Here is a 25,223-nt window from a genome sequence, read left to right on the forward strand (position 1 = left end):
CGGGTGTCAGGGAGAATCGACGACGTGCCCGCCATCGACTTCCACCGCACCCTGCCCGGATACGCGCCCACGCCGCTGCGCGACGTGCCGAGCCTCGCGGCGGAGCTGCGCGTCGGGCGCGTGCTGGTCAAGGAGGAGGCGAGCCGGCTCGGGCTGCCGGCCTTCAAGGTGCTCGGCGCGTCCTACGCGATCGCGCGCGCCCTGGGGGAGCGCTTCGGCCTGACGGCGCCCACCCTGGACACCCTGCGCGACGCCGTGCGCGGCAGCGCCGTGCGTCTGTACGCCGCGACCGACGGCAACCACGGCCGCGCCGTCGCCCACGTCGCCGCGCTGATCGGCGCCGTCGCGACCGTCTACTACCCGCCGGACATCACCGAAGCAGCGAAGAAGGCCATCGCCGCCGAGGGCGCCGAGCCGGTCGAGGTCGACGGCGAGTACGACGACGTCGTGGCCCGCGCCGCCGCCGACGCCGCCGCAGACCCGTCCGCGGTTCTCGTGCAGGACACCTCTTGGCCCGGCTACACGGACATCCCGCAGTGGATCGTCGACGGCTACGCGACCCTGTGCGTCGAGGCCGACCAGCAGCTCGGCGCGCTGGGCCTCGGCGCGCCCGACCTGGTCGTGGTCCCGGTCGGCGTCGGCTCGTTCGCCCAGGCCGTGGTGAGCCACTACCGCGCCCTGGGCGCCGACGGCGAGAGGGCTGACGGCGGAACTCTGCTCGCCGTCGAGCCCGACCGCGCCGCGGGACTCGTCGCGTCCCTGCGCGCCGGCCGGCCCGTCACCGTGCCGACCGGCGAGACGATCATGACCGGGCTCCGCTGCGGCACCGTGTCCGCCCTGGCCTGGCCCGTGCTGCGCGACGGGCTGGACGGCGCGGTCACCGTCTCCGACGACCAAGCCGCCGCCGCCGTCGACGACCTGGCCCGGCACGGTGTGGACGCGGGGCCGTGCGGCGCCGCCACCCTCGCCGCCGCCCGCCTGGTGCTGGGGCAGCCCGGCTGGCGGGAGGCGATCGGGCTGCGGCCGGACGCCGTCGTGCTGCTCCTGTCGACCGAGGGCCGGGCTGCGAACCCGGTCCCGCAGGACCGCGTCTGACCCGCCTACTCGACACACCACCGCCAGGAGCCAGCCCGTGCCCGTTGCCGTCCCGCCCGCCCTCGACCCGATCCTCCCGCTGCTGCGCTGCCCGTCGTGCGGCGCGGAGCTCGCGACGGCGCCGGGCGCCCTGCGCTGCCCGAACCGGCACAGCTTCGACGTCGCGCGCCACGGGTACGTCAGCCTGCTGACCGGCACGCGCGCCACCAGCGGGGACGACGGGCCGATGGCGCGGGCCCGCCGCGACTTCCTGGCCGCGGACCGGTACGCGGCGATCAGGGACACGGTCGCCGACCTGGCGGGTGAGTCCGGCGCCGGGCCGGGCGGAGGAGCGGGTCCGGCGACCGTCGTCGACGTCGGCTGCGGCACCGGCTACTACCTCGCGGGCGTGCTGGACGCGATGCCGGGCGCCGTCGGCCTGGGGCTGGACACCTCCGCGCACGCCCTGCGCACGGCGGCCAAGGCGCACGAGCGGGCCGCGGCCGCGACCTGGGACGTGTTCCGCCCGTTCCCGATCGCGTCGGAGCAGGTCGACGTGGTGCTGGACGTGTTCGCGCCGCGCAACCCGGCCGAGTTCCACCGGGTGCTGCGGCCGGGCGGGACGCTGGTCGTGGTGCGGCCGTTCGGCGGGCACCTGGTCGAGCTGCGCCGTCAGGTCGCCGGGATGGTGACCGTCGACCCGGACAAGGAGGAGCGCCTGCACCAGGCGCTGGACCCGTTCTTCGAGGAGACGCGCACGGAGCGGGTCGAGTACACGGCGCCGCTGACCCGTCAGGAGGCGGTCGACCTGGTGCTGATGACGCCGAGCGCGCGCCACGTCACCGAGGCGGACCTTGACGACGAGGACACCCTGCCGGCGGAGGTCACGGTCGCGGTGCTGGCCACGGCGTATCGACGGCGGTGAGTGCGCTCGTGCCCGGGCAGGGGCGCGCGGGTCGGAGGTAGCTCAGCCCGCCGCCTTGGCCTTGGCCTCCGCCTTCTGGGCCTTCTTGAACGCGCGGACCTCCTGCAGCGTCTCCGCGCTGGTCACGTCCGCGATGGAGCGGCGGGAGCCGTCCTCGCCGAACTCGCCCGCCGCCTCGCGCCAGCCCTCGGGCTGGACGCCGCGCTGCTTGCCGAGCAGAGCGAGGAAGATCTTGGCCTTGCGCTCCCCGTAGCCCGGCAGGGCATTGAGCCGCTTGAGCACCTCGCGGCCGGTCGGGTCGCCGCCGTCGGCCCCGGGCGCGGTCCAGATGCGGGCGGCGTCGCCGTCGTACTCGTCGACGACGGTGTGGGCGAGCTCCAGCACGCGGCCCGCCATCGACCGGCCGTAGCGGTGGATCGCCGGGGGAGTGGTCGCCATCGTCACGAACTCGTCCGGGTCGGCATCGGCGATGGCGCGGACGTCGAACGAGCCCATGCGGTCGCGGATCTTGCCGGGGCCGGCGAAGGCATGCTCCATCGGAAATTGTTGATCCAACAACATGCCGACAAGGAGGGCGAACGGGTCGTCGCTCAGCAGCCGGTCGGTGTCGGGGTCGCCGGTGATCCAGAGCTCGGTAGCCATGCCTCCATAGTGCCCGATCCGTCCTCCGTCGTCCCGGGCGCCCGCTGCTCTCAGCAGAACACCCGGCCCCGTCGGCCGGGCCGCCCGACGCTCGAAGCCATGGCCGAAACCGCCCCGCCTCCGCAGCCCGTGCACGACGACGTGCCTCCGGCCGCCGACGCCCCGCCGTCGTCGGCCCGGGCCAGCCTGCCGGACAAGACGACCTGGACCAGACGGGAGCCTTTGTGGCGCCACCTCGTCGGCGAACGCCTCAGGCAGCTCCGGCACCTGCGCGGCGAGACCCTCGACCAGACCGCGCGCCGGGCTGGGATCTCGCCGCAGTACCTCTCCGAGATCGAGCGTGGCGTGAAGGAGCCCTCCAGCGAGATGATCGCGGCGATCACCGGCGCGCTGGACATCACGCTGGTCGACCTGGTCAGCGCCGTCGCCGATCGCCTGGTCACCGTGCGGGCCACCCTGGGCGGACCGACCTGCCGGGCGGCCTTCGCGCTGGCGGCGTAGGTCGTCCGACAGGCCGGCCTGCCGTCAGCGCTGCTCGATCACGTGGTCCAGCAACCCGTACTCCCGCGCGGACGTGGCCGTGAAGATGCGGTCCCGGTCGGTGTCGGTACGCAGCGTGCCGACGCTCTGCCCGGTGTGCCGGGACAGCGCCGCCTCCATGTCCGCGCGGATCCGCACCACCTCGTCGGCCTGCAGGATCAGGTCCGGGATGGCCCCGCGACCCTGCGCCGCGGGCTGGTGCAGGATGACGCGCGCGTGCGGCAGCGCGGCCCGCTTGCCCTCGGCCCCTGCCGCGAGCAGCACGGCGCCGACGGCGACGGCCTGCCCCACGACCGTCGTCGACACCTGGGGCCGGATGTACCGCATGGTGTCGTAGATGGCCATGCCCGCGCTCGGGTCGCCGCCCTCGCAGTTGATGTAGAGCTGGATGTCGCTGTCCGGGCTGCTCGACTCCAGGTGGATGAGCTGGGCGATCAGCGCGTTGGCGACCCCGGCGTCGATCGCCGTGCCGAGGTAGATGATCCGCTCGCTCAGCAGCTGCGAGTAGACGTCCATGATGCGCTCGCCGCGCGGGTGCGCCGCGATGACGTTCGGGATGGTGTAGCTGCTCATCGGGATTCCCCCTCGGTTGCAGTACCGGCCGTCGCGGCGAACCCGGTCCGCGCTCGTTCCCGCGGCCGGATGCCGTCGAAGCCGCCCACGATCGTGTCGATGAACCCGAACTCGCGCGCCTCCTCGGCCGTGTACCAGTGGTCGTGCAGCGAGTCGTCGAAGATCCGTTCGACCGGCTGCCCGGTGTCCTCCGAGATCAGCCGCAGAACCGTGTCGCGGGTGTGGCGCAGGTCGTCGGCCTGCAGCTCGATGTCGACGGCGGTGCCCGCGATCCCCGCGGACCCCTGGTGCATCAGGACCCGCGCGTTCGGCAGCGCGCGCCGCTTGCCGGGAGCACCCGCCGAGAGCAGGAACTGCCCCGCGCTGTAGGCGATGCCCAGCACGAGCGTGGAGACGTCGTTCGGGATGGTGCGCATGATGTCGCGGATGGCGAGCATCGCCGGCACGGAACCGCCTGGGGAGTGGATCCACAGGTCGATGTCCGACGACGGGTCCTCCGTCGCCAGCGTGATGAGCTGCGTCATCAGGAGCGTGCCGTTGTCGTCGTCGAGGGGTCCGTCCAGGACCAGGACACGCCGCTCGAACAGGTCGCGCCGGGAGCGCTCGCCGAACTGCGGGGGCTGCGGTGATTCGGTCATGACCTCACCGTGCCTCCCCGGGCCGGCCCCGGGGAGGCTGATCTGCCGTGAGCAGCACTGCTCTGAGCAGCGAGAACGCTGAGCAGCAGGAACTACTCGGCGCGCAGGGCGATCCCGAACCGGACCGGGCTGTCGGCGGGGACGTCGCGGGCCACGTAGCGCAGCCACCAGGTGTCGTCCGCCGGGTCGGGCTCGACGGCGACCAGCTCGGCGTCGGTGTCCAGCGTGACCTCCAGGCCGGGCAGCGCCCAGCGCTCGGTCGTGAGGTCGGCGAACGGGAGGTCGACGACGACGTCGCGCGCCGTCCGCCCGCCGTCCAGGCCGGCCTCCGGGACCCGGACGTGGAACGCGAACGCCAGGTCCCCGCCGTCGTGCCGGGAGCAGGTCAGGGTCAGGGACGGGCCCTCGGCCCGCGCGTCGACGGTCAGGTCGCTGACCAGGCGGATCCAGCCGACGTCGGCACCGTCGCCTCCGAGGCCGCCCGCACCACTGCCAGAGGCCCCGGAAACCCCGTCCACCAGCCAGTGCACCGTCGCCGGGTGGAACTGGTCGGCCAGGTTCCCGCGCTCGCCCGCGACGTCCTCCGCGCCGACCAGCAGGCGCTCGCCGACCCACGACGAGGCGACCCGGCGCGGTTCGCGCACGATCACCTGGTCCACCTGCCGCTCGCCGCGGAACCCGCGCAGGTGCGCCAGGGCGTCGTCGGGCACCTCGGCACCCAGGACCGCGACCACGGGGCCGAGCGCCAGGTCCCAGGCGTGCCGGAACGGCCGATCGGTCTCGGGGAACGGCGCCAGGTCACGCCCGACGGCCGCCCAGACCCACAGCCCGATCCCCGACGCGTAGTGCCGCAGGTCCATGCCGTAGCTGCGGTCGTACGGGCCCGCGAGGTTGCGCAGCCCCGCGTGGTACCGCCGCGCGGTGTCCCGCCAGAGGACCGATTCCATCTCGGCGCCGCCGTCGCGCAGCAGGGGCCGGCGCGCGTACCGGCGCCACAGCGCCAGCGCGTACAGGTCGATGCCGTAGTAGGTCGGCGAGTTGTACTCGTCGAACGTCCCGTCCACCCGGAACCGGGCCAGCACCTGCTCGGCGAGCCGCAGCGCCGGGGCCTCCCAGGACGGCTCGCCCAGCCGGACGGCGGCGTCCTCCAGCAGGAACGCCGCCATCAGCGCGATGTTCGTGTAGTGCGCGCCGACGCCGCGCGCGAGCGACCCCTCGACGGCCAGCCGCAGCGCGGCCTCCACGCGCGGGCCCAGGTCACCCGCCAGGGCCTCGGGGAACTCGTTCGCGACGACCACCAGGGTCGTGCCGATGAACTCGCGCCAGTTCGGGTCGTAGTCGCGCCACTCGACCGACTCCGCCGTCGGGCGCGGCTCGTGCGGGCTGCGCAGCCACGTGCCGTGGAACCGCTCGCCCGGGGCGTCGAGCTGGTGGTCCAGCACGCGGGTCAAGGCTCGCCGGGCGCGCTCCAGATCGGCCTCCGCGTCGTCCCGCGCGGGCAGGTTCCGCGCGAGCAGGCCGACGGCGTACCAGCCGGTCTCGCGGACCAGGTGCCCCGTCGGGGCGTTGCCGCCGCCGGGCTCCTCGGGCGCTCGCAGCAGGCCCACCTCGGGGTCCCACTGCTGGTCCATCCAGTCCAGGGAGCGTGTCGTCAGGTCACGGGCGTGGGGAGTGAGCCGTTCGGGTCGCATCGCCGCCAGTATGGCGTGGCGGCCCACCCGAGGCCGAGCGTCTCGCCGGGCGGGCCGACGTCGGCCCTGGCTACTGTGGCGGCATGCACCTGCACACCGCTGACGGCGTCCGGCTCGACCTCACCGAGCAGGGCCCCGCCGACGGCAGACCGGTCGTGCTGCTCGCGGGGTTCAAGGCGGCGGCCACGTCCTGGCGCTTCCAGGTCCCCGCGCTCGCGGGAGCCGGCTACCGCGTGCTCGCCGTCGACCTGCCGGGACACGGCGCCACCGAGCCGATGGCGCCCGGCGCCACGATGCGGCGGCGGGCCCGCGACGTCGGCTCTGTGCTGGAGCAGCTCGACCTGCGCGACGCGACCCTGGTGGGCGGGTCGATGGGCGGCAACACGGTGTGGGCGTACGTGGACGAGCACGGCACGGACCGCCTGCGCAGCGTCGTGATCGTGGACCAGACGCCGAAGATGCTCAACACCGCCGACTGGCCGTACGGGTACTACGGCTACGACGAGTCCAACCACGACACCTACTTCGCCGAGGGTCCGCCGCCCACCGGGCACGGTCGCTCGGTGTGGCTCCGCGGGATGCGCACCGTCCGCCTGCTGCGGGCGATGAGCGGCGGTTCGCGCACCATCACCGACCCCGAGCTGGAGATCCTGGCGGACCACGCCCAGGCCGACTGGCGGCCGGTGATCGCCCGGTGCGACGTGCCCGCCCTGTTCGTGGCGGGCGCCGAGAGCGAGCTCTGGCCCTCCGGCCACGCGGCCGCGGCGGCCCGGCTCGCGCCCCGCGGCACGGCGGCGGTCATCGCGAAGGACGGACATGCCGCCAACATCGAGCAGCCCGCGGCCTTCAACAGGGGGTTGCTGGAGTTCCTGGCGGGGTAGGCGCCGGCCACCGGAACAGCCCGGTCAGGGGATCAGCCGGTCCGCGATCTCCAGGGTGTCCTCCATGAAGTGCCCGTCGTCGCGCACCACGAGCGTGCCGCCGAGCCGGTCGAACATCGCGCGGCCCTGCTCCGCGTCGCAGCCGAACTCGTCCGTCACCGAGTTGACGAACACCAGGTCCCGGGCGTGCGCGCGGATCGCGTCCCAGTCGTAGGAGTCCTGCAGCACCGGCTCCGGGCCGGGGTTCGGGTTGGTCGAGTAGCCGCCCACCAGCACGGCCTGCGCCACGGTGACGTCGAGGTGCTCCAGGAGCGCGAGCAGCAGGGCCGCCCCGCCGGAGTGCCCCACGAGCACGGTGTCCTCGTCGAACGTGTGCGCGGCGAGCACCGTGGGCAGGAACGTCGCGACCGGCTCGACGTTGGTGCCGGGGTGGTGCGGCGTCTCGACGTCGTACCCGCGCTCCCGAAGCCGGCCCGCTAGCCACGGGTACCAGATCCACGCCGGCTCGGCGTTGGTCCCGTGGAAGATGATCGCCCTGCGCCCCATCAGTGCTCCTTCGTCGCGGGAACGTCCGTCGCGCGAACGTTACGTTGCCGGAACGGACGGGGGTGTCCGTTCGGGCGACGTCGTCCGGTCGATCGCGAGGTTGACCTGGTCCAGCACCGGCTCGAAGCCGATCGCCGCGTACACCCGGTTCGACACCGGGTTGTCCTGGTCCGTGTAGAGGCAGACGCGGTGCCCGGCGTCGAGCACGCGCTGCGCGACGTCGGCCACCAGCGCCCGGGCGTAGCCGCGCCCGCGGTGCTGCGGCGGCGTGTAGACGGGCCCGATCCGCACCACCCCGAACGACGGCGGGCGCGCGCCGGTCAGCTGCACCACCTCGCCGCCGTCCTCCCAGAGCCACACGCCGCCCTCCTCGATCCAGCGCTGCGCGCCCGCGATCCGCAGCGGCTCCACGCCCTCCTCGGGCGTGCGGCCGGACTGGGCGTCGGCCTCCGTGTGGAACACGTCGAACCAAGCGCTCACGACCCGGAGGTCGGCGAGCGTGGCCTGCCGGGCCCTGCCCGACGGCGGCGGGTCGGGCCGCACGATCCGCGTCGCCTCCCAGAGGCACTCGGGGCGGTCCTCGCGGACGGTCCCGCCGGTCGCGCGCAGCACCTCGTCGGTGAACGCCCGGACGGCGCCAAGGGGACCGTTCGCCGAGGTCAGCGGGGTGTCGCCCGACCGTGCGGTGCGGTCCAGGGCGGCGCGGGCGAGCAGCCGCGCGGCGTCCTCGGGCAGGTCGGGCACCCACACGGTGTGCGGCGGGTGCGGCATCGTCCGCATCGCGACGGCGACGACGACGCCGACCGGGTCCCGCACGACCGCCCACCACAGCGGGTGCTCGGGGCGCGGACCGCCCGGGGAGAACGACTTCGCGGTGTGGTGCGTCACCGACGCGACGACGCTCCAGACCACCGGCTCGGCGGCCAGCAGGTCGCCCGCGACGTCCAGGACGGCCGCCGGGTCATCGAACAGCTCGACGCTGTAGTCGCTGGTCACCAGGAGATCCTGGCACGCACCCCGCCCCGGATCGAGCACATAACGGCTGGGCGGGTGCGGAGCCGATCAGAGTGGTCGGCAGAAGGTCAGGTGGTCGGTAGTCCGAGGTGCCGACCACCTGACATTCTGCCGACCACCCGAACTGCCGACCGCGCCGCCCCGCGCAGCCAGCCAGCACTCACCGCACCAGCCGGACCTCCAGCAGGTCCGTGTCCGGGTCGGTCGCCGTGACGCCGTCGGGCAGGAAGCCGGCGCGCTGCAGGAACTTGCGCGCCCGCGGGTTGGACGCGAACGTCCACACCTGGGCCGACGTGCCGGGCGGCAGGATGTTCTCGAGCAGCGCGTGCCCCACGTTGGTGCCGTGGAACTCCGGGTCGACGTACAGCTCGTGCAGCTCGATCGGCTTCGCGGGCGGTTGACCGAGGTGCGGACCGGACGGGTTCTTCATCGCGAAGCCGACGATCTTGTCGCCCACCTCGGCGACGAGCGCCTTGTTGCCGGCGGCGAGGATGCGCATCCAGCCCTCGGTACGGGTACCGAGGGTCTCGGTCTTCCAGTGCTCGGGCGGCAGCAGGTCCTCGAACATGGCGCGCCGGGTGGTCCAGTGCACGGCGGCGATGCCGACGGCGTCGTCGGGGGTCGAGGCGCGGACGTGGAAGTCAGACATGAGGGGAACGGTAACCCGACTACCTGACCATCCTGACCTCTGCCAGGTCGGCGGTACTCGTGTCGACCACGCGCGCGCCCTCCATGACGAAGCCGTTGCGCTCGTAGAAGCGGCGCGCCCGCGGGTTGTCCTCCGCGACCCAGAGCTGGGCCGGGGTCCCGGGCGGCACCACGGCGTCCAGGAGCGCCTGGCCGACGCCGGCCCCGTGGTACGCCGCCAGGACGTACAGCAGGTAGAGCTGCCGGTCGCGGACGGGCAGCACGTCCTCCTGCTCGACGGCCTCGCCGGCCATCGCGATGCCGACCACCTCGCCGTCGGCGTCGGCGACGACGGGCGCCGCGCCGTTCGACAGCCACCGCTCCCACGTCGCGGTGCGGCGCTCGAGCGTGGCCGTGGCCCAGAACTCCGGCGGGAGGATGGCCCCGTAGGTCGAGACCCAGGTTGTGTGGTGCACCTGGGCGACCGCGGCGGCGTCGGACAGCGTGGCTGTGCGCAAGATCACGACGCGAAACATACTCCGGCGCCGGGGTGTCCGGATACACGCCCCCGTCCGGGGCATCGGCCCTGGTCGGAGAGCGATCAGCCCTGGTGCAGCGTCCCGACCAGGCACTCCTCGACGCCGGCGGCCGACAGCAGCCGCGATGGCACCGTCCCGAGCCAGCCGACGGCTTCGTACGCGGGCACGAGCCGCACGTCCTTGACCACGAACTCGGCGCCGCCGCGCGTCAGGCGAACGGTCCCGGCGCTCATCGTGTTGCGGGCCCAGTCGGTGCCCGAGCCCCACGGCAGCGGCAGCACCGCCAGGATGTCCTGCTCGGGCCGGGCCGCGAACGCGACCAGCGGGGTGCGGTACTCGACGCCGGACCGGCGCCCCACGTGGTGCAGCACCACCCACGGCGGCACGTACCCGGCGACCCGGACGACCCACGGGTTGAGGACCTTCGCTGCCTGGACGACGAACTCTGGTGCGGCCATGGCTCCCATCATGGAACAGGTCGGCCCATCCGTCAGCCCAGGGCGGGCATCTTTTTCGAGCCGGCCCCAGGAGCTCAGCCGCGCTCGAAGGAGAGCACCGGCCGCCCCGTGCGGGGATGGCGCAGCACGTCGACGCGGACGCCGTAGACCGGCTCCAGCACGTCGGGGACGAGCACCTCGCCGACGGTGCCCGCCGCGACCACCCGGCCGTGGTCGAGCAGCACCAGGTGGTCGCAGGTCGAGGCGGCCAGGTTCAGGTCGTGCAGGGCGGCGACGACGGTCACGCCGTCCGCCGCGAGGTCCCGCAGCACCCGCATGGCGTGCAGCTGGGCGGCGATGTCCAGGTGGTTCGTCGGCTCGTCGAGAAGCAGCAGGCGGGGCTGCTGCGCCAGGGCCCGGGCCATGTGCACGCGCTGCCGCTCGCCGCCCGACAGGGTGCCGACCTCGCGGTCCGCGAGCTCCTTGGCGCCCGCCGCGTCGAGGGCCGCGTGCGCTGCCGCGCGGTCGGCGTCGGAGTCGCCGGCCAGCAGCGACCGGTGCGGGATGCGGCCGAGCAGCACGGCGTCCAGCACGGACAGGGGCAGGTCGGTCGTGGCGTCCTGCTCCACGAGCGCGAGCACGCGGGCGCGCTCGCGGCGGGGGAGCGCGGCAAGGTCGGCGCCGTCGAACGTCGTCGTCGGCGTGCCCGACGACGACGCCCGTCCTGCCTGCTGCACACCGGCCAGCACCCGCAGCAGGGTCGACTTGCCGGACCCGTTCGGCCCGAGCAGCCCGGTGACGGCGCCGGCCGGGGCGAGCACCCCGACGTCGTCGAGGATCGCCCGCGAGCCGATCTCCCAGAACACGCCCCGGGCGCCCAACCCCTCTCGCTGAGTGCTGGGTATTCGCCCGTCCGGGGCGGTCTTTCGGGGCAGATGTCCAGCACTCACCGGTGGTTTCCCTTCCAGAGGAGGAACGCGAACACCGGCGCGCCGATCGCCGCCGTCACGATGCCGACCGGCAGCTCGCGCGGCTCGAACACGGTGCGGGCCAGGGTGTCGGCCCAGACCAGGAACGACGCGCCGGCCAGCGCGGACAGCGGCAGCAGCAGCCGGTGCCGCGCACCCGTGAACAGCCGCACCGCGTGCGGCAGGATCAGCCCGACGAAGCCGATGGACCCGCTCTGCGACACGAGTGCCCCGGTCAGCAGGGCGACGCCGATCAGCAGGACCCACCGGGCCCGGTTGACGGGAACGCCCAGGGCGGCGGCCGCGGTGTCGCCGAACGTGAACGCGTCCAGCACGGACCCGGTCAGCGCCAGCAGCGTGCCCAGCACGAGGACGGCGCCGCCCGTGATCGCCACGGAGGTCCACGTCGCCGACGCGACCGAGCCCATCAGCCACGACAGCACCTCGCGGAACGCGTCGCCCTTCGCCGACCAGAAGATGACGAACGAGACCGCCGCCGCGCAGAGCTGGCTGATCGCGAGCCCGGCCAGGACCGTGCGGGTGGGCGTGATGGTGCCGAGCGCCCCGGCCAGGGTGAGCGCCAGGGCGAGCGCCCCGACCGCACCGGCGAACGCGGCGACCGGCAGCAGCAGCGGCACGCCCGCGAGCAGCACCAGGACGGCGCCCAGCGACGCGCCCGACGACAGCCCGAGCAGGTACGGGTCGGCGAGCGGGTTGCGCGTGAGCGACTGCATCACCGCCCCGCAGACCGCCAGGCCCGCGCCGACGGCCGCCGCCGTCAGGATGCGGGGCATCCGGAGCTGCCACACCATGCCGTCGCGCAGCGCGGACAGCGGCTCCAGGCCGAGCAGCCCCCCGAGACCGAGGTGGTTCGCCAGCGAGCGACCGACCTCGGACAGGGCCAGGTCCGCCGGCCCGATCGTCACCGCGACGCCGACGCTCAGCACGAGGACCAGCGCCGCGGCGGGCAGGGCGAGGGCCGGTCTCGACAGGCTCGACCCGCGGGGTGTGCGGCTCGACCCGCGCGGTGTCCGGCTCGACCCGCGGACGGCGGTGCTCCGGGCCGTGCTCACAGCCCGAGGTCGGCCAGCTGGTCCACCACCGAGGCCACGGCGTCGACGTTCCGCACGCCGGCCTCGGTCGCCGGGAAGGGCACGACGACGTAGCGCTCGTCCTTGACGGCGGACATCTCACGGGTGGCGGGGTTGGCGGCCAGGGCCTCGATCTTCGCGTCGGCGGGGTTCCACGCGGCGTCGACCAGCACGATCACGTCGGGGTCGGCCTCGACCACGTTCTCCCAGCCGAGCGACGTCCACGTGTCGTGCACGTCGGCCGCGACGTTGGTCAGTCCGGCCGCGTCCATGATCATCTGGGGCGCGCCGATGCCCGCGCCGACGTACGGGGTGTCGTCGCCCGAGGACCACCACAGCGCCGTCAGGCCGCGGTCGTCCGGCTCGATCGCGGCCAGCGCCGCCTGCTGCTCCTCGACCAGCGTGGCCGCGGCGTCCTCGGCGCCGAACAGCGAGCCGACCTCCTCGATCTCGCCGAACACCGTGTCGAACGTCAGGGGGTCCGGCATGTAGCCGTCCTCCTTGCAGGCGGCGGGGGAGACGTACGTCGCGACGCCGAGCGTGGCGAGCGTCTCGCGGTCGCCCGCGGTCTCCGCCGTCAGGTTGGACTCCCAGCCCGCGTAGACCAGGTCGGGCTCGAGCTCCAGCGTCGCCTCGGAGCCGGGCGCCTCGTCGGCGAACGGCTCGTCGACGGCGGGCACGGACTCCAGCGCGTCCGGCACGGGGCCGTCGAGGAACGCCGAGCCGACGATCCTGTCGCCCAGGCCGAGCGCCAGCAGCATCTCCGTCGTCGACGACTTGATGGTCACCACCCGCTCGGGCGGCGCCGCGACCGTGGTCTCGAAGCCGCAGTTGTCGAGGGTGACGGGTGCGCCCGCCGACGCAGGGGCCGCGGCGTCGGCGTCGGACGCCCCGGCCGAGCAGGCGGCGAGGGCGAGGACCGCCGCGGCGGCGACGGTGGGCAGGACGACGGCCCGTGCGGACATGCGGGACGGACGGGACACGCGGGGCGTGCTGGCAGGACGGACGCGGGGAATCACGCGGAGGCTCCAAGGGTCGACGAACAGCCCACGACATGAGTGCCATGGGTGAACAGCGACGCGCCATCTCGCGTCCGGGCGGGAAGCGGCTCACGATGAGAGCCGCATCGGCGGGCCAAAGCGTGGCCCGCGACCCGGCCGCCACATTACACCGGCCGATCTGCGCGTTCCGGGCGCTTTCGCTCTCGGCGTCGAACCGCCGTCGGCCGCCCCACCCGGCCCCTCACCCGGCCCGACGGCGTCCTCACCGCGTCCGTACCGCGGACGGACCCGGACCACCCCGCGGCCGGGCCGCCGCCGAGGTTAGGGTGCCGACATGAGCGACAGCACCGCCCCGCAGGCCGGCCCCGAGACCACCACGACCCGACGCGCCCTGGTGACCGGTGCGTCGTCGGGCATCGGCGCCGCGACCGCGCGCCGGCTGCGCGCCGACGGCTGGGACGTCGTCGCCGCCGCGCGCCGCGCCGACCGCCTGGAGGCGCTCGCGGCGGAGACCGGCTGCGAGGTCTACGCCGTCGACCTGACCGACGACGCCGCCGTCGCGGGCCTCGCGGAGCACCTCGCCGCGACCGGTGGGCTCGACGCCGTGGTGAACAACGCGGGCGGCGCGCTCGGGCTGGACCGCGTGGAGTCCGCCGACATCGACGGCTGGCGCCAGATGTACGAGATCAACGTGCTCGGCACCCTGCGCGTGACCAAGGCCGTGCTGCCGCTGCTGCGCGCGGCGGGCGCCGCCAAGGGCGTGGCCGACGTCGTGAACGTGACCTCGACCGCCGCCCAGGGCGCGTACGAGGGCGGCGCCGGGTACACCGGCGCCAAGCACGCCGAGCACATGCTGTCGCAGACGCTGCGCTGGGAGATCGCGGGCGAGCCGGTGCGCGTCATCGAGGTGGCCCCCGGCGCCGTCGCGACCGAGGAGTTCTCGCTGGTCCGGTTCGGCGGCGACGCCGCGAAGGCCGCCGCGGTCTACGAGGGCTACACACCCCTGGTCGCCGACGACATCGCGGAGACCATCGCCTGGACCCTGTCCCGCCCCGACCACGTCAACATCGACCTCGTGACCGTGCGGCCGCGGGCGCAGGCGCACAACTCGAAGATCGTGCGCAACACCGGGATCTGAGCGCCGCGCCGCGCGCGGCGCAGCACCCGTCGCGGGCGGTCAGTTCTTACGAGATCGTCATGTTTCGCGCCACGGCTCGGTCACCACAGGAACCCGTGCCAGGCTGGGCACATGACTGAGGCAACCGGGGGCCCGGAGGCCCCGCAGGCCGAGCGGTCTCGCGCCGACGCCGGCTGGGCCGCCCTGGCGGGCGTCCTCGCGGGCGGCGCGGGACTCGCCGTCGCGGAGCTCGTCGCCGCCGTCGTCGCACCCGGTTCGAGCACCCTGTTCGCGGGCGGCGCCGCCGTGATCGACGCCGTGCCGCCGGGGCTCAAGGACTTCGCCGTGCAGTGGTTCGGCACCAACGACAAGGCCGTCCTGCTCGGGTCGATGGGCGTCGTGCTCGCCGTGGGCGCGGCGTTCGCGGGCTGGCTCCAGCTCCGGCGGCCGCCCTACGGCGTGCTGCTGATGTCCGCGGTCGGCGTGGTCGGCGCCATGGTCGCGGTGCTCCGCCCGGACGCGACGCCGCTCTGGGCGCTGCCCAGCATCGTCGGCCTCGGCGTGGGTGTGCTCCTCCTGCGGGCGGCCGTGGCGCGGCTCCGGCCTGCGCCCGGGCGCGCGGCGTCGGGCGGGGGCGCGACGTCGGGCGGCGGCGTGGACCGCCGCGGCTTCCTCGCCGTCTCCGGCCTCGCCGCGGGCGCGGCCGTCCTGGCGCTGGCGGGCTCGCGCGTGCTGTCCGCGGGTTCGACGGCGGTGAGCGCCGTGCGGGAGAAGCTCCGCCTGCCCACCGCGCGCACGACGGCGCCCCCGGTGCCCGCCGGGGCCGAGCTGAAGGTCGACGGCATCACGCCGTACGTCACCCCGAACCCCGACTTCTACCGCATCGACACCGCGCTGATCGTGCCCCAGGTGAACCCACAGGACTGGTCGCTGCGGGTCGAGGGCCTGGTGGACGAGCCCTTCGAGATCACCTGGGACGAGCTCCTGGCGCTGCCGCTCGAGGAGCACTACGTGACGCTGGCCTGCGTGAGCAACACCGTGGGCGGCGACCTCATCGGCAATGCGCTGTGGCTCGGCTACCCGATCCGCGCGCTGCTGGAGCGCGCCAAGCCGCGCGCCGGCGCCGACATGGTGCTCTCCACGAGCGACGACGGCTTCACCGCGGGCACGCCCCTGGAGGTGCTGCAGGACCCGGACCGCGACAGCCTGCTCGCCATCGGCATGAACGGCCAGCCGCTGCCCGTCGAGCACGGTTTTCCCGCGCGTCTCGTGGTGCCCGGCCTGTACGGATACGTCTCGGCCACCAAGTGGGTCACCTCGCTGAAGGTCACCACCTTCGACGCCGACCAGGGCTACTGGACGCCGCGCGGCTGGTCCGCGCTCGGACCCATCAAGGTCGAGTCCCGCATCGACGTGCCACGTGGCTCCGTGAGCGCCGGCGCGGTGACCGTGGCGGGCGTCGCCTGGGCGCAGCACACCGGCATCGGCGAGGTGCAGGTCCGGGCCGACGACGGCGACTGGGTCACCGCCGAGCTCGCCGAGACGGTGGGGCCGGACACCTGGCGCCAGTGGCACACGTCGATCGACCTGACGGCGGGCGACCACACCCTCGCGGTGCGCGCCACCGACGCCGACGGCCTTGTCCAGACCGAGGACGAGGCGCCGCCCGCCCCCGACGGCGCGACGGGCTGGCACACGGTGAACGTCTCGGTGAGCTGAGCCCGGAGCCCGGAGCCCGGAGCCCGGAGCCCGGTTCGCGGGCCGGGCGCGCCGGCCCCCTCAGCAGAAGGGGGTGGACGCCGACGCCGTGGCCGCCACGAGCAGCTCGTGGAACTGGTCGCGCTGCTCCGGCGTCAGGGTCTCGAAGACCTCGTCCTCGACGGCGGTGAGCGCCGTCTCCGCCTGGCAGAGCAGCGCGACGCCGTCGCCGGTCAGCGAGACCACGTGCCGGCGTCGGTCCTGGGGCGAACGGCGTCGCTCCACCAGGTGCTTGCCCTCCAGCTCGTTGAGCAGCCCCACGATGTTGGTGCTGTCCAGCACGAGCGCGCTCGCCAGGTCCCGCTGCGTGACCTCGCCCCGGTCACGGAGCACCGTCAGGGCCACGAGGTGCCGGCTGCGCAGCCCGAGCGGGGCGAGCGCCGACTCACCGCGCCGGCGCAGGTGCCGGGCCAGGTAATCGACGAGCGCACCCGACCTCCGTACCGACTGGTCCAGGACCGGCGGCTCCTCCACGGCATCTCCTTCGTCGTCGCGACCCCGCTGCAACCCTACGGGAGCGCGGGGCCGCGACGTGGGGAATTACGCCTCCGGCAGCAGGTCAGGCGCTCGCGACCACGGGCGCCCACAGGCCGTCGATCTCGGCCTCGGCCTGACGGCGGCTCTCCTCGGCCAGCGGCACCAGCCCGGCCATCGCGGGGTTGGTCCCCGCGAGCGTCAGCTCGGTCGTGATGAAGCGCGGCTCCAGCCCCACCATCGCCACACCGTGCGGCAGCCACGCCGTCGCGTGGTCCCAGCCCTGCCGCGGCGCGCCCTCGCCGTACCCGCCGCCGCGCGAGACCACCACGACGAAGTCGCGGCCGCCCAGCAGGCCCTTGCCGGTCTCCGGGTCGATGGACAGGCCGGGCGCCATCAGGTGGTCCACCCAGGACTTCACGGTGCTCGGCGCCCCGTAGTTGTAGATCGGCAGGCCGAGCAGCACCGTGTCGGCCGCGGCGACCTCGCCGACCAGCTCCGAGATCCGGGCCCACGACTCGGCCTGGGCCGGCGTGTGCTGGTCGGCCGGCAGACCGCGGCTCAGGTTCGCGGCGGTGTCGAAGTGTGGCACCGGCTCGGCGCCGAGGTCGCGGTAGGTCACCGTGCCGCCCGGGTGCGCGGCGTGCCAGGCGCTCGCGGCCCGCGCGGTGAGCTGCCTGCTGACCGAGCTGTCGCCCTGGATGCTCGCGTCGATGTGCAGCAGTGTTGCCATGGTCGGGTCCTCCTGGAGGTGTCGTGTCCGGCCGGTGCGGCCTCCATCGTCAATCGTTTGTGATCCACATAGTATTTCCGAAGGGTGTGTGATCTGGATCACCACACACCGCAGGTGCGAGCCGGCGGCCGATGAGTTCCGGTGGGCGCCGTCGTCGAACAGGGGAACGATGAGGTACGAGCGAAGGCCTTGACCTCAACCAACGTTGAGGTAATGGAGTTGCCCCCATGAGCCACGATCCGCAGCCCGCCGACGCCGCCCAAGGGCCCGACGCCGCCCCGGGGCCTGCCGCCGCCCCGCGGCTGCACCTGTCCGACCCGACCGTGCGGACCTTCGTCCAGCTGCTCACGAACGTGCTGTTCGTGGGCGTCATCAACTACACGGTCTGGTTCGCCGTGACGTTCTTCGTGTTCCTGCAGACCCGCTCGGTCTTCGCGACGGGCGTCATCGCCGGGCTGTTCCTGGTCGCGATGGTCGGCACGGGCGTGTGGTTCGGCAGCCTGGTGGACCACCACCGCAAGAAGACCGTGATGCAGGTGTCCGCGCTGGTGTCGCTCGCGTTCTACGGCGTCTGCCTGGCCCTGTACCTGCTCACCCCGGCGCAGGAGTGGACGGACGCGGGCAGCGTGCGGCTCTGGGTGCTGATCGTGCTGCTGATGTGCGGCGTGATCGCGGGCAACCTGCGCTCCATCGCGCTCCCGACGGTCGTCACGGCGCTCTTCGACGACACCCTGCGGGACCGCGCGAACGGCCTGGTCGGCACCGTGCTGGGCATCTCGTTCCTCGTGACGTCGGTGATCAGCGGCCTGCTGGTGGCCTTCGACGGGATGCGGACGTGCCTGGTCCTGGCCCTCGGCGTGCTCGCCGCCGCGCTGGTGCACCTGCACTTCGTCAAGGTCCCCGAGTCGCTGTCGCACGCCGCGGCCGAGGGCGAGCCGCGCCGGGTCGACCTGCGCGGCACCATGCGCGTCGTCGGCCGCATTCCCGGGATGTGGGCGCTCATCGCGTTCACCGCGATGAACAACCTGCTGGGCGGCGCGTTCATGGCGCTGATGGACCCGTACGGGCTGTCGATGATGTCCGTGCAGGCGTGGGGCCTGGTCTGGGGCGGGCTCAGTGCCCTGATGATCGTGGCCGGGCTGCTCATCGCCCGCACCGGCCTGGGGTCCAACCCGGTGCGCACCATCCTGCTGGTCAACCTGGGCCTGTGGGCCGTCACCATCGTCTTCCCGATGCAGGCCTCGGTGGTCTGGCTCGTGGCCGGCCTCGCCGTCTACATGCTGGCCATGCCGTACGTCGAGGCCTCCGAGCAGACGGTCCTGCAGAAGGTGGTGCCCTACGAGCGGCAGGGCCGGGTGTTCGGGTTCGCGCAGTCGGTGGAGCAGGCCGCCTCGCCGCTCACGGCGTTCCTGATCAGCCCGCTCACCCAGTTCTTCTTCATCCCGTTCATGCGCGACGGCGGCACCGGCGCCCGCTGGATCGGCGGCTGGTTCGGCACGGGCGACGCCCGGGGGATCGCGCTGGTGTTCGTGCTGGTCGCGGTGCTGGGCCTGGCGCTGACGGCCTACGCGCTGTCGAGCAGGTACTACCGCCTCCTGAGCCGCCGCTACCGCGAGGCCCCGGACCCTGCGGCCGCCGACGCCGCCCCGCCGTCGAATGCCGCCGAGGCGGCCGACCTCCGGTGACCATGCATCTGCTGCCAGATCGGCGCGAGTTCTGGCAGCAGATGCATGGTCACCGCTCACGTTCTGTGGCGGTCTACGGGTGGCTGGGTGGCAGCTCGCGGCCGGGCATCCAGCCCTCCCGCCGGAGGATCTGGGCGACCTCACCGACGAGGTGGCCGCCGGTGACCTGGCCGGGAAAGAACCGCATGACGATGTTCTGACCCTCCCCGACGAGCCCGTTCTGCCGGTTCGCGTCCTGCCGTACCTGGCGCTCGGCGCCGTGGAACTCCTGCGAGTCGACCTCGACGATCAGCCAGCGCCCGCCACCCAGGTGCCAGGCGAGATCGGCGCGACCCAGGAAGCGGCCCCGCTCGTCGAAGAAGTCCCGCTGCAGGTCGTCCGGTGCGATCCCGGCGTCGTGGCAGCGGAGCCGTGCGTGGCTCTCGGGCGGGGACTCGGCTCGCCCGTCGGCCAGCGATAGCCAGGGGATCGCGTGGCGGCCCCCCTTTGCGGCTCTGCAGTCTGCGCCGGATCTCGGCCACGTGATCCGTTCGGATCAGGCCCTGGTGCAGGGCGCTGTCCAGGCAGGCGACGGCCTGGTCGCGTGTCAGGGTCGGCAGGGTCTGGACCAGCGCCTGCCCGACGGCGACCACGTCCCGCCCGCCGATCTCGACCGTCCCCATGCCGGTCACGTACTGGCGGAACACGATCCCGTCCCGCGACTTGCGCGCGGCTCCTCCGGCGAAGGTTGCTTCCGGCACGATCCTGCGGGGCAGTCCCTGGACGCCGTGCAGCACCAGTGCGCAGGCGCCGACGGCGACGGCCAGCGGGTTGGCCAGCAGCGCCGTCCACGCCGAGCGCAGCCGGTCGACGTCGTAGGGGTGCAGGCCACTCGGTGTCTCGCCGGTGTCGTAGACGCCTCTCGTGACGCGCCGCCACCCACCGCGCAAGACGAGGTTGCGCCGCCTCGACGGCCCGACGCCGGCGGCGTCGCACTGCCCCGCGGACACCAGCCCGGCCTGCCGGCGCGCCAGGTCCAGCAGCGACCTGGGCACGGGCGGCTTCTGTGGCACGGGTCAATTACATCTGATGGCGCTGATTGACCAATGTTGTTGTCCACAGGCGCGATAACGACCATGCACTTGCTGCCAGGCTGGGGCCGGGTTTGGCAGCAAGTGCATGGTCGTTAATTTGGCACCTGCGGTCAGTCGAGGGAGAGGGTTGCCTTGAAGGTCGCCACGAAGTCCGCGGCCGACTCGTGGGGGAGGTTCAGGTTGATCATGTAGGCGCCCTCGCCGCTGGCCGGCTCGAGGACCAGCATCGTCGGGCCCTTCTGGTCGTCGGGGACCTCGGTACCGGGGGGCAGCCCGTAGACCTCGGCGGCCACGTCGAACACCTCGGCGCGCTCGGCCCCGGGCAGGTCGAACGGCTCGCCGTCGACCTGGTAGACGATGCCCGGCAAGTCCTCGGGGCCTTCCTCGTGGTAGGCCATCCGGAGGAACGGCGGGGAGTCGGGGTCCACGCTGCTGTGCCACATGTCGGAGATCACGCCGGGCTCGTCCTGGACCGGGCCGCTGGTCACGATCTCGGGCGGCAGGGAGTAGGTCAGGCCGGCCAGCTCGTGCGTGTGCCAGCCGTCGGGCACCTCCCCGGCGGCCAGTTCGGTGGCCGGGTCCGGGTCCGCAGCAGAAGAAGCAGTCGCCGACGGGTCCGGCGAAGCCGACGCCGAGACCGACGCCGACCCACCCGGCAGCAGCACCCCCGCCGTCGTCGGGCCGCCCAGCGCGAAGGCAGCACCGGCGAAGGCCGCCACCGCCGTCAGCCCGGCCCCGGACGCGAGGAACGCGCGACGCGTCCGCGTGCGGCGGACGGCGACGCGGGCCAGGTCGTGCGGGTCGGCGGGGGTAGGCGGTACGACGCCGCCGCCGACCTCCCGCAGGTGGGTCAGCCAGCCGTCGTCGGCGGGCTCCGGGGTGTGGTCGTACCTGGTCATGCGTCCTGTCCTTCCGAGAGCAGAGTGCGCAGGCGGGCGAGGCCGCGTGCGCCTTGGGACTTCACGGTGCCGACGCTGACGCCGAGCTCCTCGGCGACGTCGGCCTCCGAGCGGTCGAGCAGGTGCCGCAGCACCACCACGCGACGCTGGCTCGGCCCGAGCTGCCGCAGCGCGCGCACGAGTCGCTCGCGCTCCGCGACCCGGCCGGCGCCGTCGTCGGGGGCAGCGAAGGCGGCGGAACCGAGCGCCGCCTCCTGCCGGACGGCCACGGTCTCCGGGGCCTGCAGCACCTCGCGGCGGGTGCGCCGCCACCCGTCGATGCGGGCGGTCGCGAGCACCCGGCGGGCGTACGCGAACGGGTTGCCGTCCTTGACCCGTGACCAGTGCCGGTAGGCGCGCTCCAGCGCGACCTGCGTCAGGTCGTGGGCGCGGTGGTCGTCGCCGCAGAGCAGGTACGCGATGCGGTGCAGCGCCGCGGCGGAGTCGACGGCGAACTGCCGGAACTGCTCCTCCGCGGACGTCCCGGTGCGGACCACCGAGAACTCGGGCTCCGGCGCTGTTCGGGCGACGGCACCCGCGGAGGCGGGCGGGCCGATCGCCTGGCTGATTGCGTTCATGCCCCCTGGACGCACGCCGGAGGCGAACAGGTTGCACGCGGGATCTTTCCGGTTGCCGAGGTTCGGTACGATTGCCCCACAGGCATCGACCCGGCCATCACCGGCGAGCCTCCGGAAGAACAGGTCACCCCACCGCCGTCGGGCAGCGGGGGAGCCCCAGTAGAACCGGACGGGTAGGCCCGTCACAGCCGTCAACGAGCGGCCGCGCGCGGGAGCGAACGGCAAGCGGGGTGGTACCGCGGCGCACCCAGGTGCGGCGTCCTCGCAGCAGAGCACGACCGAAGTCCACCTGCTGCCGAACCGCTGAACCCGCCAGGAGCCAGAAGAACCATGGCCTATCCGCTGCACCGTCCCAGCGACGCCGAGGGCGCCGTCCCCGCGTCACCCAGCCTGCCCGACCTCGAGCGCGACGTCCTCGCCTACTGGGAGAAGGACGACACGTTCCGCGCGTCGGTCGACGCCCGTCCGGCCGGCGAGAACGGCAGCAACGAGTTCGTCTTCTACGACGGCCCGCCCTTCGCCAACGGCCTGCCGCACTACGGCCACCTGCTGACCGGGTACGCCAAGGACGTCGTGCCGCGCTACCGGACCATGAAGGGGCAGCGCGTCGAGCGCCGCTTCGGCTGGGACACGCACGGCCTGCCGGCGGAGCTGGAGGCCATGAGCCAGCTCGGCATCAAGACCAAGGACGAGATCGTCGAGCTGGGCATCGACAAGTTCAACGAGGCCTGCCGCTCCAGCGTGCTCAAGTACACCGACGAGTGGCGCACGTACGTGACGCGCCAGGCCCGCTGGGTGGACTTCGAGGGCGACTACAAGACCCTCGACCCGACGTTCATGGAGAGCGTCGTCTGGGCCTTCAAGTCGCTGTTCGACAAGGGCCTCATCTACGAGGGCTTCCGCGTGCTGCCCTACTGCTGGAACGACCAGACGCCGCTGAGCAACCACGAGCTGCGCATGGACGACGACGTCTACCAGCAGCGGCAGGACCCGGCCGTCACGGTCGGCTTCCGCGTGACCGAGGTGCCCGACGGCGCGGACACGCTGCGCGCCGACGACCACCTGCTCATCTGGACCACGACGCCCTGGACCCTGCCGTCCAACCTGCTGGTCATGGTGGGTCCGGACGTCGACTACGCGATCGTCGAGTCGTCCTTCACCGGCACCCCGCAGCGGTACGTGCTGGCCGAGGCCCGCGTCGCGGCGTACGCCCGCGAGCTCACGGACGAGGGCAACGACGAGCCCACCGTCGTCGGGCACCTGAAGGGGCGCGACCTGCTGGGCGCGGCCTACGAGCCGCCGTTCGCCTACTACGAGGGCCACCCGGGCGCGCACCGCGTGGTCGAGGCCGACTTCGTCACCACGACGGACGGCACCGGCCTGGTGCACAACGCCGGCGCCTTCGGCGAGGAGGACAAGCAGGTCAGCGACCGCGAGGGCGTGGACCCCGTCATCCCCGTGGGCGCCGACGGCGCGTTCACCTTCCCGGTCGAGGAGTACGCGGGCCTGCAGGTCTTCGCGGCGAACGCCCCGATCATCGACCACCTCAAGGCCCGCACGCGCGGCGCCGGCGACGACGAGGCCGGGCGGACGACGCCGGGGACCGTGCTGCTGCGCCGCGAGCAGTACGCGCACTCCTACCCGCACTGCTGGCGCTGCCGCAACCCGCTGATCTACATGGGCGTGTCCTCGTGGTTCGTCGAGGTGACGAAGTTCAAGGACCGCATGGGCGAGCTCAACCAGGAGATCACCTGGGTGCCCGAGCACATCAAGGACGGCCAGTTCGGCAAGTGGCTGGAGAACGCGCGCGACTGGTCGATCACGCGCAACCGGTTCTGGGGCTCGCCCGTGCCGGTCTGGAAGAGCGACAACCCGGCCTACCCGCGGATCGACGTCTACGGCTCGTTCGCGGAGCTGGAGCGCGACTTCGGTCGCCTGCCCCTGGACCAGGACGGCAAGCCGAACCTGCACCGCCCGTTCGTGGACGACCTGACCCGGCCGAACCCGGACGACCCGACGGGGCAGTCCACGATGCGCCGCGTCGAGGACGTGCTGGACGTCTGGTTCGACTCCGGCTCGATGCCGTACGGCCAGGTGCACTACCCGTTCGAGAACTCGGACTGGTTCGAGCACCACTTCCCGGGCGACTTCATCGTGGAGTACATCGGCCAGACGCGCGGCTGGTTCTACATGATGCATGTGCTGTCCACGGCGCTGTTCGACCGGCCCGCGTTCAAGACGGCGGTCTCGCACGGCATCGTGCTGGGCTCCGACGGCCGCAAGATGAGCAAGTCGCTGAAGAACTACCCGGACGTCAACGAGGTCTTCGACCGCGACGGCTCCGACGCGATGCGCTGGTTCCTCATGGCCTCGCCCATCCTCCGGGGCGGCAACCTCGTGGTCACCGAGGAGGGCATCCGCGACGCCGTCCGCCAGGTGCTGCTGCCGCTGTGGAGCACGTACTACTTCTTCACCCTGTACGCGAACGCCGGGAACGACGGCGCGGGGTACGCGGCCCAGCCGCTGACGCCGGAGCGCGTGGCCGGGCTGCCCGTCATGGACCGGTACCTGCTGGCGCGCACGCGCGGCCTGCTCGCCGACGTGACCGAGCAGCTCGACACGTACGACATCGCGGGTGCCTGCGACTCGGTGCGCCAGTACCTGGACGCCCTGACCAACTGGTACGTGCGCACCCAGCGCGACCGGTTCTGGGCCGAGGACGCGGACGCGTTCGACACCCTGTCGACGGCGCTCGAGGTGCTGTGCCGCGTCATGGCGCCGCTTGCGCCGCTGCTCACGGAGGAGGTCTGGCGCGGCCTGACCGGCGAGCGCTCCGTGCACCTGACGGACTGGCCGTCGCTCGCGCCCGGCTCGCGCGAGGGCGAGGTCCTGGTGGCCGACGACGCGCTCGTGGCCGCCGTCGAGTCCGCGCGGGCCGTCGTGTCGCAGACGCTGGCGCTGCGCAAGGCCAACAAGCTGCGCGTGCGGCAGCCGCTGCGCTCGCTCGTCGTGGCCGTCGCGGACCCGGACGGCGTCGCGCCGTTCACGGGCCTGCTGGAGACGGAGCTGAACGTCAAGGAGGTGCGCCTGGTCGCCTTCTCGCCCGAGGTCGCCGCCTCGTTCGGCGTCACGGAGCGGCTCGCGGTCAACGCCCGTGCCGCCGGCCCGCGCCTGGGCCGTGGCGTCCAGGCCGTGATCAAGGCGGCCAAGTCCGGCGCCTGGTCCAAGAGCCCCGCCGGTGCGGTCGTCGTCGCGACGGCCGACGGCGACGTCGAGCTGCTGGAGGCCGAGTACGAGCTGACGACGGTCGTGGCCGGTGGCGACACCCCCGCCGACGCGGAGCCCACGACGGCGGCGAGCGTGCTGACCGGCGGCGGCTTCGTGGTGCTCGACCTCGAGCTCGACGACGCGCTGCGCGCCGAGGGCTACGCCCGCGACGTGGTGCGCGACGTGCAGGACGCGCGCAAGGCCGCGGGCCTGCAGGTCGCCGACCGGATCGCGCTGGACCTGACGGTCCCGGCCGAGTGGGTCGCCGCCGTCGAGGGGTACCGCGAGCTGGTCACCCGCGAGACGCTGGCGACGTCGTTCACGGTGACCGCCGGCGGCGCCGGTGCCGAGCGTTCGGTGGCGGTCGCGAAGGCGTGACCTGACGGGCCGGTGACGGCGAAGGGGGCCGGAGC

Annotated in this window: 25 protein-coding genes and 1 pseudogene; 9 read left to right on the plus strand and 17 right to left on the minus strand. The window is 73.5% G+C overall.

What is annotated here, in order from left to right; all coding sequences use genetic code 11:
• Positions 1 to 24: 24 nt before the first annotated feature.
• Positions 25 to 1,095: a diaminopropionate ammonia-lyase gene (locus tag FHX71_RS03600; protein WP_182614459.1), complete on the plus strand. Its 1,071-nt coding sequence runs from the start codon at positions 25 to 27 to the stop codon at positions 1,093 to 1,095.
• A gap of 37 nt (positions 1,096 to 1,132) precedes the next feature.
• The gene (locus tag FHX71_RS03605; protein ID WP_182614460.1) at positions 1,133 to 1,999 is read left to right on the plus strand and encodes a putative RNA methyltransferase; all 867 of its coding nucleotides are present in this window, start codon (positions 1,133 to 1,135) and stop codon (positions 1,997 to 1,999) included.
• Positions 2,000 to 2,041: 42 nt separating this feature from the next.
• On the opposite strand, the gene FHX71_RS03610 is transcribed toward FHX71_RS03605, so the two are convergent.
• Entirely contained in the window at positions 2,042 to 2,641 is a 600-nt protein-coding gene (locus tag FHX71_RS03610) for an HhH-GPD-type base excision DNA repair protein (protein ID WP_182614461.1), read from the minus strand.
• Positions 2,642 to 2,740: 99 nt separating this feature from the next.
• On the opposite strand from FHX71_RS03610, the gene FHX71_RS03615 reads away from it, so the two are divergent.
• Complete coding sequence (locus FHX71_RS03615; protein ID WP_182614462.1) at positions 2,741 to 3,142, plus strand: helix-turn-helix domain-containing protein; 402 nt, start codon at positions 2,741 to 2,743, stop codon at positions 3,140 to 3,142.
• A 24-nt stretch (positions 3,143 to 3,166) separates the two neighbouring features.
• Here FHX71_RS03615 and FHX71_RS03620 read toward each other — a convergent pair whose 3' ends face one another.
• The 3 genes from FHX71_RS03620 to FHX71_RS03630 all read right to left on the minus strand — a co-directional run bounded on the left by FHX71_RS03620 (position 3,167) and on the right by FHX71_RS03630 (position 6,083).
• Positions 3,167 to 3,754, minus strand: coding sequence for a ClpP family protease (locus tag FHX71_RS03620; protein WP_182614463.1), 588 nt, complete (start codon positions 3,752 to 3,754; stop codon positions 3,167 to 3,169).
• Positions 3,751 to 4,392, minus strand: a complete 642-nt coding sequence (locus tag FHX71_RS03625) for a ClpP family protease (RefSeq protein WP_182614464.1) — start codon at positions 4,390 to 4,392, stop codon at positions 3,751 to 3,753. The genes FHX71_RS03620 and FHX71_RS03625 overlap by 4 nt, the downstream gene beginning before the upstream one ends.
• A gap of 92 nt (positions 4,393 to 4,484) precedes the next feature.
• A complete protein-coding gene (locus FHX71_RS03630) occupies positions 4,485 to 6,083 on the minus strand; it encodes a DUF8769 domain-containing protein (RefSeq protein WP_182614465.1) in 1,599 nt (532 codons plus the stop codon).
• Between the two features lie 83 nt (positions 6,084 to 6,166).
• Between FHX71_RS03630 and FHX71_RS03635 the strand changes: the two genes are divergently transcribed.
• Positions 6,167 to 6,964, plus strand: a complete 798-nt coding sequence (locus FHX71_RS03635) for an alpha/beta fold hydrolase (RefSeq protein ID WP_182614466.1) — start codon at positions 6,167 to 6,169, stop codon at positions 6,962 to 6,964.
• A 24-nt stretch (positions 6,965 to 6,988) separates the two neighbouring features.
• Here FHX71_RS03635 and FHX71_RS03640 read toward each other — a convergent pair whose 3' ends face one another.
• From FHX71_RS03640 to FHX71_RS03675, 8 genes are all read right to left on the minus strand, one after another.
• Positions 6,989 to 7,510, minus strand: a complete 522-nt coding sequence (locus tag FHX71_RS03640) for an alpha/beta fold hydrolase (RefSeq protein WP_182614467.1) — start codon at positions 7,508 to 7,510, stop codon at positions 6,989 to 6,991.
• A gap of 39 nt (positions 7,511 to 7,549) precedes the next feature.
• On the minus strand, positions 7,550 to 8,506 hold the full coding sequence (locus FHX71_RS03645) for a GNAT family N-acetyltransferase (RefSeq protein WP_182614468.1): 957 nt from the start codon (positions 8,504 to 8,506) through the stop codon (positions 7,550 to 7,552).
• Between the two features lie 178 nt (positions 8,507 to 8,684).
• Positions 8,685 to 9,173, minus strand: a complete 489-nt coding sequence (locus tag FHX71_RS03650) for a GNAT family N-acetyltransferase (protein ID WP_182614469.1) — start codon at positions 9,171 to 9,173, stop codon at positions 8,685 to 8,687.
• 19 nt (positions 9,174 to 9,192) lie between these two features.
• Positions 9,193 to 9,675, minus strand: a complete 483-nt coding sequence (locus FHX71_RS03655; RefSeq protein WP_312876916.1) for a GNAT family N-acetyltransferase — start codon at positions 9,673 to 9,675, stop codon at positions 9,193 to 9,195.
• A gap of 77 nt (positions 9,676 to 9,752) precedes the next feature.
• Complete coding sequence (locus FHX71_RS03660; protein ID WP_182614471.1) at positions 9,753 to 10,148, minus strand: PNPOx family protein; 396 nt, start codon at positions 10,146 to 10,148, stop codon at positions 9,753 to 9,755.
• A gap of 74 nt (positions 10,149 to 10,222) precedes the next feature.
• Positions 10,223 to 10,993, minus strand: a complete 771-nt coding sequence (locus FHX71_RS03665) for an ATP-binding cassette domain-containing protein (protein WP_182614472.1) — start codon at positions 10,991 to 10,993, stop codon at positions 10,223 to 10,225.
• An 80-nt stretch (positions 10,994 to 11,073) separates the two neighbouring features.
• Positions 11,074 to 12,168: a putative F420-0 ABC transporter permease subunit gene (locus tag FHX71_RS03670; RefSeq protein WP_376770119.1), complete on the minus strand. Its 1,095-nt coding sequence runs from the start codon at positions 12,166 to 12,168 to the stop codon at positions 11,074 to 11,076.
• Positions 12,165 to 13,151, minus strand: a complete 987-nt coding sequence (locus FHX71_RS03675) for a putative F420-0 ABC transporter substrate-binding protein (protein WP_182614473.1) — start codon at positions 13,149 to 13,151, stop codon at positions 12,165 to 12,167. The genes FHX71_RS03670 and FHX71_RS03675 overlap by 4 nt, the downstream gene beginning before the upstream one ends.
• A gap of 370 nt (positions 13,152 to 13,521) precedes the next feature.
• On the opposite strand from FHX71_RS03675, the gene FHX71_RS03680 reads away from it, so the two are divergent.
• Both FHX71_RS03680 and FHX71_RS03685 read left to right on the plus strand, forming a co-directional pair.
• A complete protein-coding gene (locus tag FHX71_RS03680; RefSeq protein ID WP_182614474.1) occupies positions 13,522 to 14,325 on the plus strand; it encodes an SDR family NAD(P)-dependent oxidoreductase in 804 nt (267 codons plus the stop codon).
• A gap of 111 nt (positions 14,326 to 14,436) precedes the next feature.
• The gene (locus FHX71_RS03685) at positions 14,437 to 16,023 is read left to right on the plus strand and encodes a molybdopterin-dependent oxidoreductase (RefSeq protein WP_182614475.1); all 1,587 of its coding nucleotides are present in this window, start codon (positions 14,437 to 14,439) and stop codon (positions 16,021 to 16,023) included.
• Between the two features lie 60 nt (positions 16,024 to 16,083).
• Here FHX71_RS03685 and FHX71_RS03690 read toward each other — a convergent pair whose 3' ends face one another.
• Together FHX71_RS03690 and FHX71_RS03695 are read right to left on the minus strand one after the other, a co-directional pair.
• Positions 16,084 to 16,536 carry a MarR family winged helix-turn-helix transcriptional regulator gene (locus tag FHX71_RS03690; RefSeq protein WP_182614476.1) on the minus strand — a complete coding sequence of 151 codons (453 nt, stop codon included), beginning with the start codon at positions 16,534 to 16,536 and terminating at the stop codon, positions 16,084 to 16,086.
• Positions 16,537 to 16,621: 85 nt separating this feature from the next.
• Positions 16,622 to 17,269, minus strand: a complete 648-nt coding sequence (locus tag FHX71_RS03695; protein WP_182614477.1) for an FMN-dependent NADH-azoreductase — start codon at positions 17,267 to 17,269, stop codon at positions 16,622 to 16,624.
• Positions 17,270 to 17,496: 227 nt separating this feature from the next.
• On the opposite strand from FHX71_RS03695, the gene FHX71_RS03700 reads away from it, so the two are divergent.
• Together FHX71_RS03700 and FHX71_RS03705 are read left to right on the plus strand one after the other, a co-directional pair.
• On the plus strand, positions 17,497 to 18,954 hold the full coding sequence (locus FHX71_RS03700) for an MFS transporter (RefSeq protein WP_182614478.1): 1,458 nt from the start codon (positions 17,497 to 17,499) through the stop codon (positions 18,952 to 18,954).
• 79 nt (positions 18,955 to 19,033) lie between these two features.
• On the plus strand, positions 19,034 to 19,414 hold the full coding sequence (locus FHX71_RS03705; protein WP_182614479.1) for a hypothetical protein: 381 nt from the start codon (positions 19,034 to 19,036) through the stop codon (positions 19,412 to 19,414).
• Positions 19,415 to 19,856: 442 nt separating this feature from the next.
• Here the strand turns inward: FHX71_RS03705 and FHX71_RS30280 are convergent.
• The 3 genes and pseudogenes from FHX71_RS30280 to FHX71_RS03715 form a co-directional block, all read right to left on the minus strand.
• Positions 19,857 to 20,006: pseudogene (locus FHX71_RS30280) on the minus strand (hypothetical protein); the annotation flags it as partial.
• A 131-nt stretch (positions 20,007 to 20,137) separates the two neighbouring features.
• Positions 20,138 to 20,926, minus strand: coding sequence for a hypothetical protein (locus FHX71_RS03710; protein ID WP_182614480.1), 789 nt, complete (start codon positions 20,924 to 20,926; stop codon positions 20,138 to 20,140).
• A complete protein-coding gene (locus FHX71_RS03715; protein WP_182614481.1) occupies positions 20,923 to 21,543 on the minus strand; it encodes a SigE family RNA polymerase sigma factor in 621 nt (206 codons plus the stop codon). Before FHX71_RS03715 ends, FHX71_RS03710 begins: the two co-directional genes overlap by 4 nt.
• A gap of 330 nt (positions 21,544 to 21,873) precedes the next feature.
• On the opposite strand from FHX71_RS03715, the gene ileS reads away from it, so the two are divergent.
• The gene (gene ileS, locus FHX71_RS03720) at positions 21,874 to 25,188 is read left to right on the plus strand and encodes an isoleucine--tRNA ligase (RefSeq protein ID WP_182614482.1); all 3,315 of its coding nucleotides are present in this window, start codon (positions 21,874 to 21,876) and stop codon (positions 25,186 to 25,188) included.
• The last annotated feature ends 35 nt before the right edge of the window (positions 25,189 to 25,223 follow it).

Origin of the sequence: Promicromonospora sukumoe, assembly GCF_014137995.1 — a bacterium.
Taxonomy (GTDB): Bacteria; Actinomycetota; Actinomycetes; order Actinomycetales; family Cellulomonadaceae; genus Promicromonospora; species Promicromonospora sukumoe.

Excerpts from the sequence above, each read along its gene's own strand:
- FHX71_RS03610 (WP_182614461.1), bottom strand. The coding sequence starts at position 2,641 with ATGGCTACCGAGCTCTGGATCACCGGCGACCCCGACACCGACCGGCTG.
- FHX71_RS03615 (WP_182614462.1), top strand. The coding sequence starts at position 2,741 with ATGGCCGAAACCGCCCCGCCTCCGCAGCCCGTGCACGACGACGTGCCT.
- FHX71_RS03620 (WP_182614463.1), bottom strand. The coding sequence starts at position 3,754 with ATGAGCAGCTACACCATCCCGAACGTCATCGCGGCGCACCCGCGCGGC.
- FHX71_RS03625 (WP_182614464.1), bottom strand. The coding sequence starts at position 4,392 with ATGACCGAATCACCGCAGCCCCCGCAGTTCGGCGAGCGCTCCCGGCGC.
- FHX71_RS03630 (WP_182614465.1), bottom strand. The coding sequence starts at position 6,083 with ATGCGACCCGAACGGCTCACTCCCCACGCCCGTGACCTGACGACACGC.
- FHX71_RS03635 (WP_182614466.1), top strand. The coding sequence starts at position 6,167 with ATGCACCTGCACACCGCTGACGGCGTCCGGCTCGACCTCACCGAGCAG.
- FHX71_RS03640 (WP_182614467.1), bottom strand. The coding sequence starts at position 7,510 with ATGGGGCGCAGGGCGATCATCTTCCACGGGACCAACGCCGAGCCGGCG.
- FHX71_RS03650 (WP_182614469.1), bottom strand. The coding sequence starts at position 9,173 with ATGTCTGACTTCCACGTCCGCGCCTCGACCCCCGACGACGCCGTCGGC.
- FHX71_RS03660 (WP_182614471.1), bottom strand. The coding sequence starts at position 10,148 with ATGGCCGCACCAGAGTTCGTCGTCCAGGCAGCGAAGGTCCTCAACCCG.
- FHX71_RS03675 (WP_182614473.1), bottom strand. The coding sequence starts at position 13,151 with ATGTCCGCACGGGCCGTCGTCCTGCCCACCGTCGCCGCCGCGGCGGTC.
- FHX71_RS03680 (WP_182614474.1), top strand. The coding sequence starts at position 13,522 with ATGAGCGACAGCACCGCCCCGCAGGCCGGCCCCGAGACCACCACGACC.
- FHX71_RS03685 (WP_182614475.1), top strand. The coding sequence starts at position 14,437 with ATGACTGAGGCAACCGGGGGCCCGGAGGCCCCGCAGGCCGAGCGGTCT.
- FHX71_RS03695 (WP_182614477.1), bottom strand. The coding sequence starts at position 17,269 with ATGGCAACACTGCTGCACATCGACGCGAGCATCCAGGGCGACAGCTCG.
- FHX71_RS03700 (WP_182614478.1), top strand. The coding sequence starts at position 17,497 with ATGAGCCACGATCCGCAGCCCGCCGACGCCGCCCAAGGGCCCGACGCC.
- FHX71_RS03710 (WP_182614480.1), bottom strand. The coding sequence starts at position 20,926 with ATGACCAGGTACGACCACACCCCGGAGCCCGCCGACGACGGCTGGCTG.
- FHX71_RS03715 (WP_182614481.1), bottom strand. The coding sequence starts at position 21,543 with ATGAACGCAATCAGCCAGGCGATCGGCCCGCCCGCCTCCGCGGGTGCC.
- ileS (WP_182614482.1), top strand. The coding sequence starts at position 21,874 with ATGGCCTATCCGCTGCACCGTCCCAGCGACGCCGAGGGCGCCGTCCCC.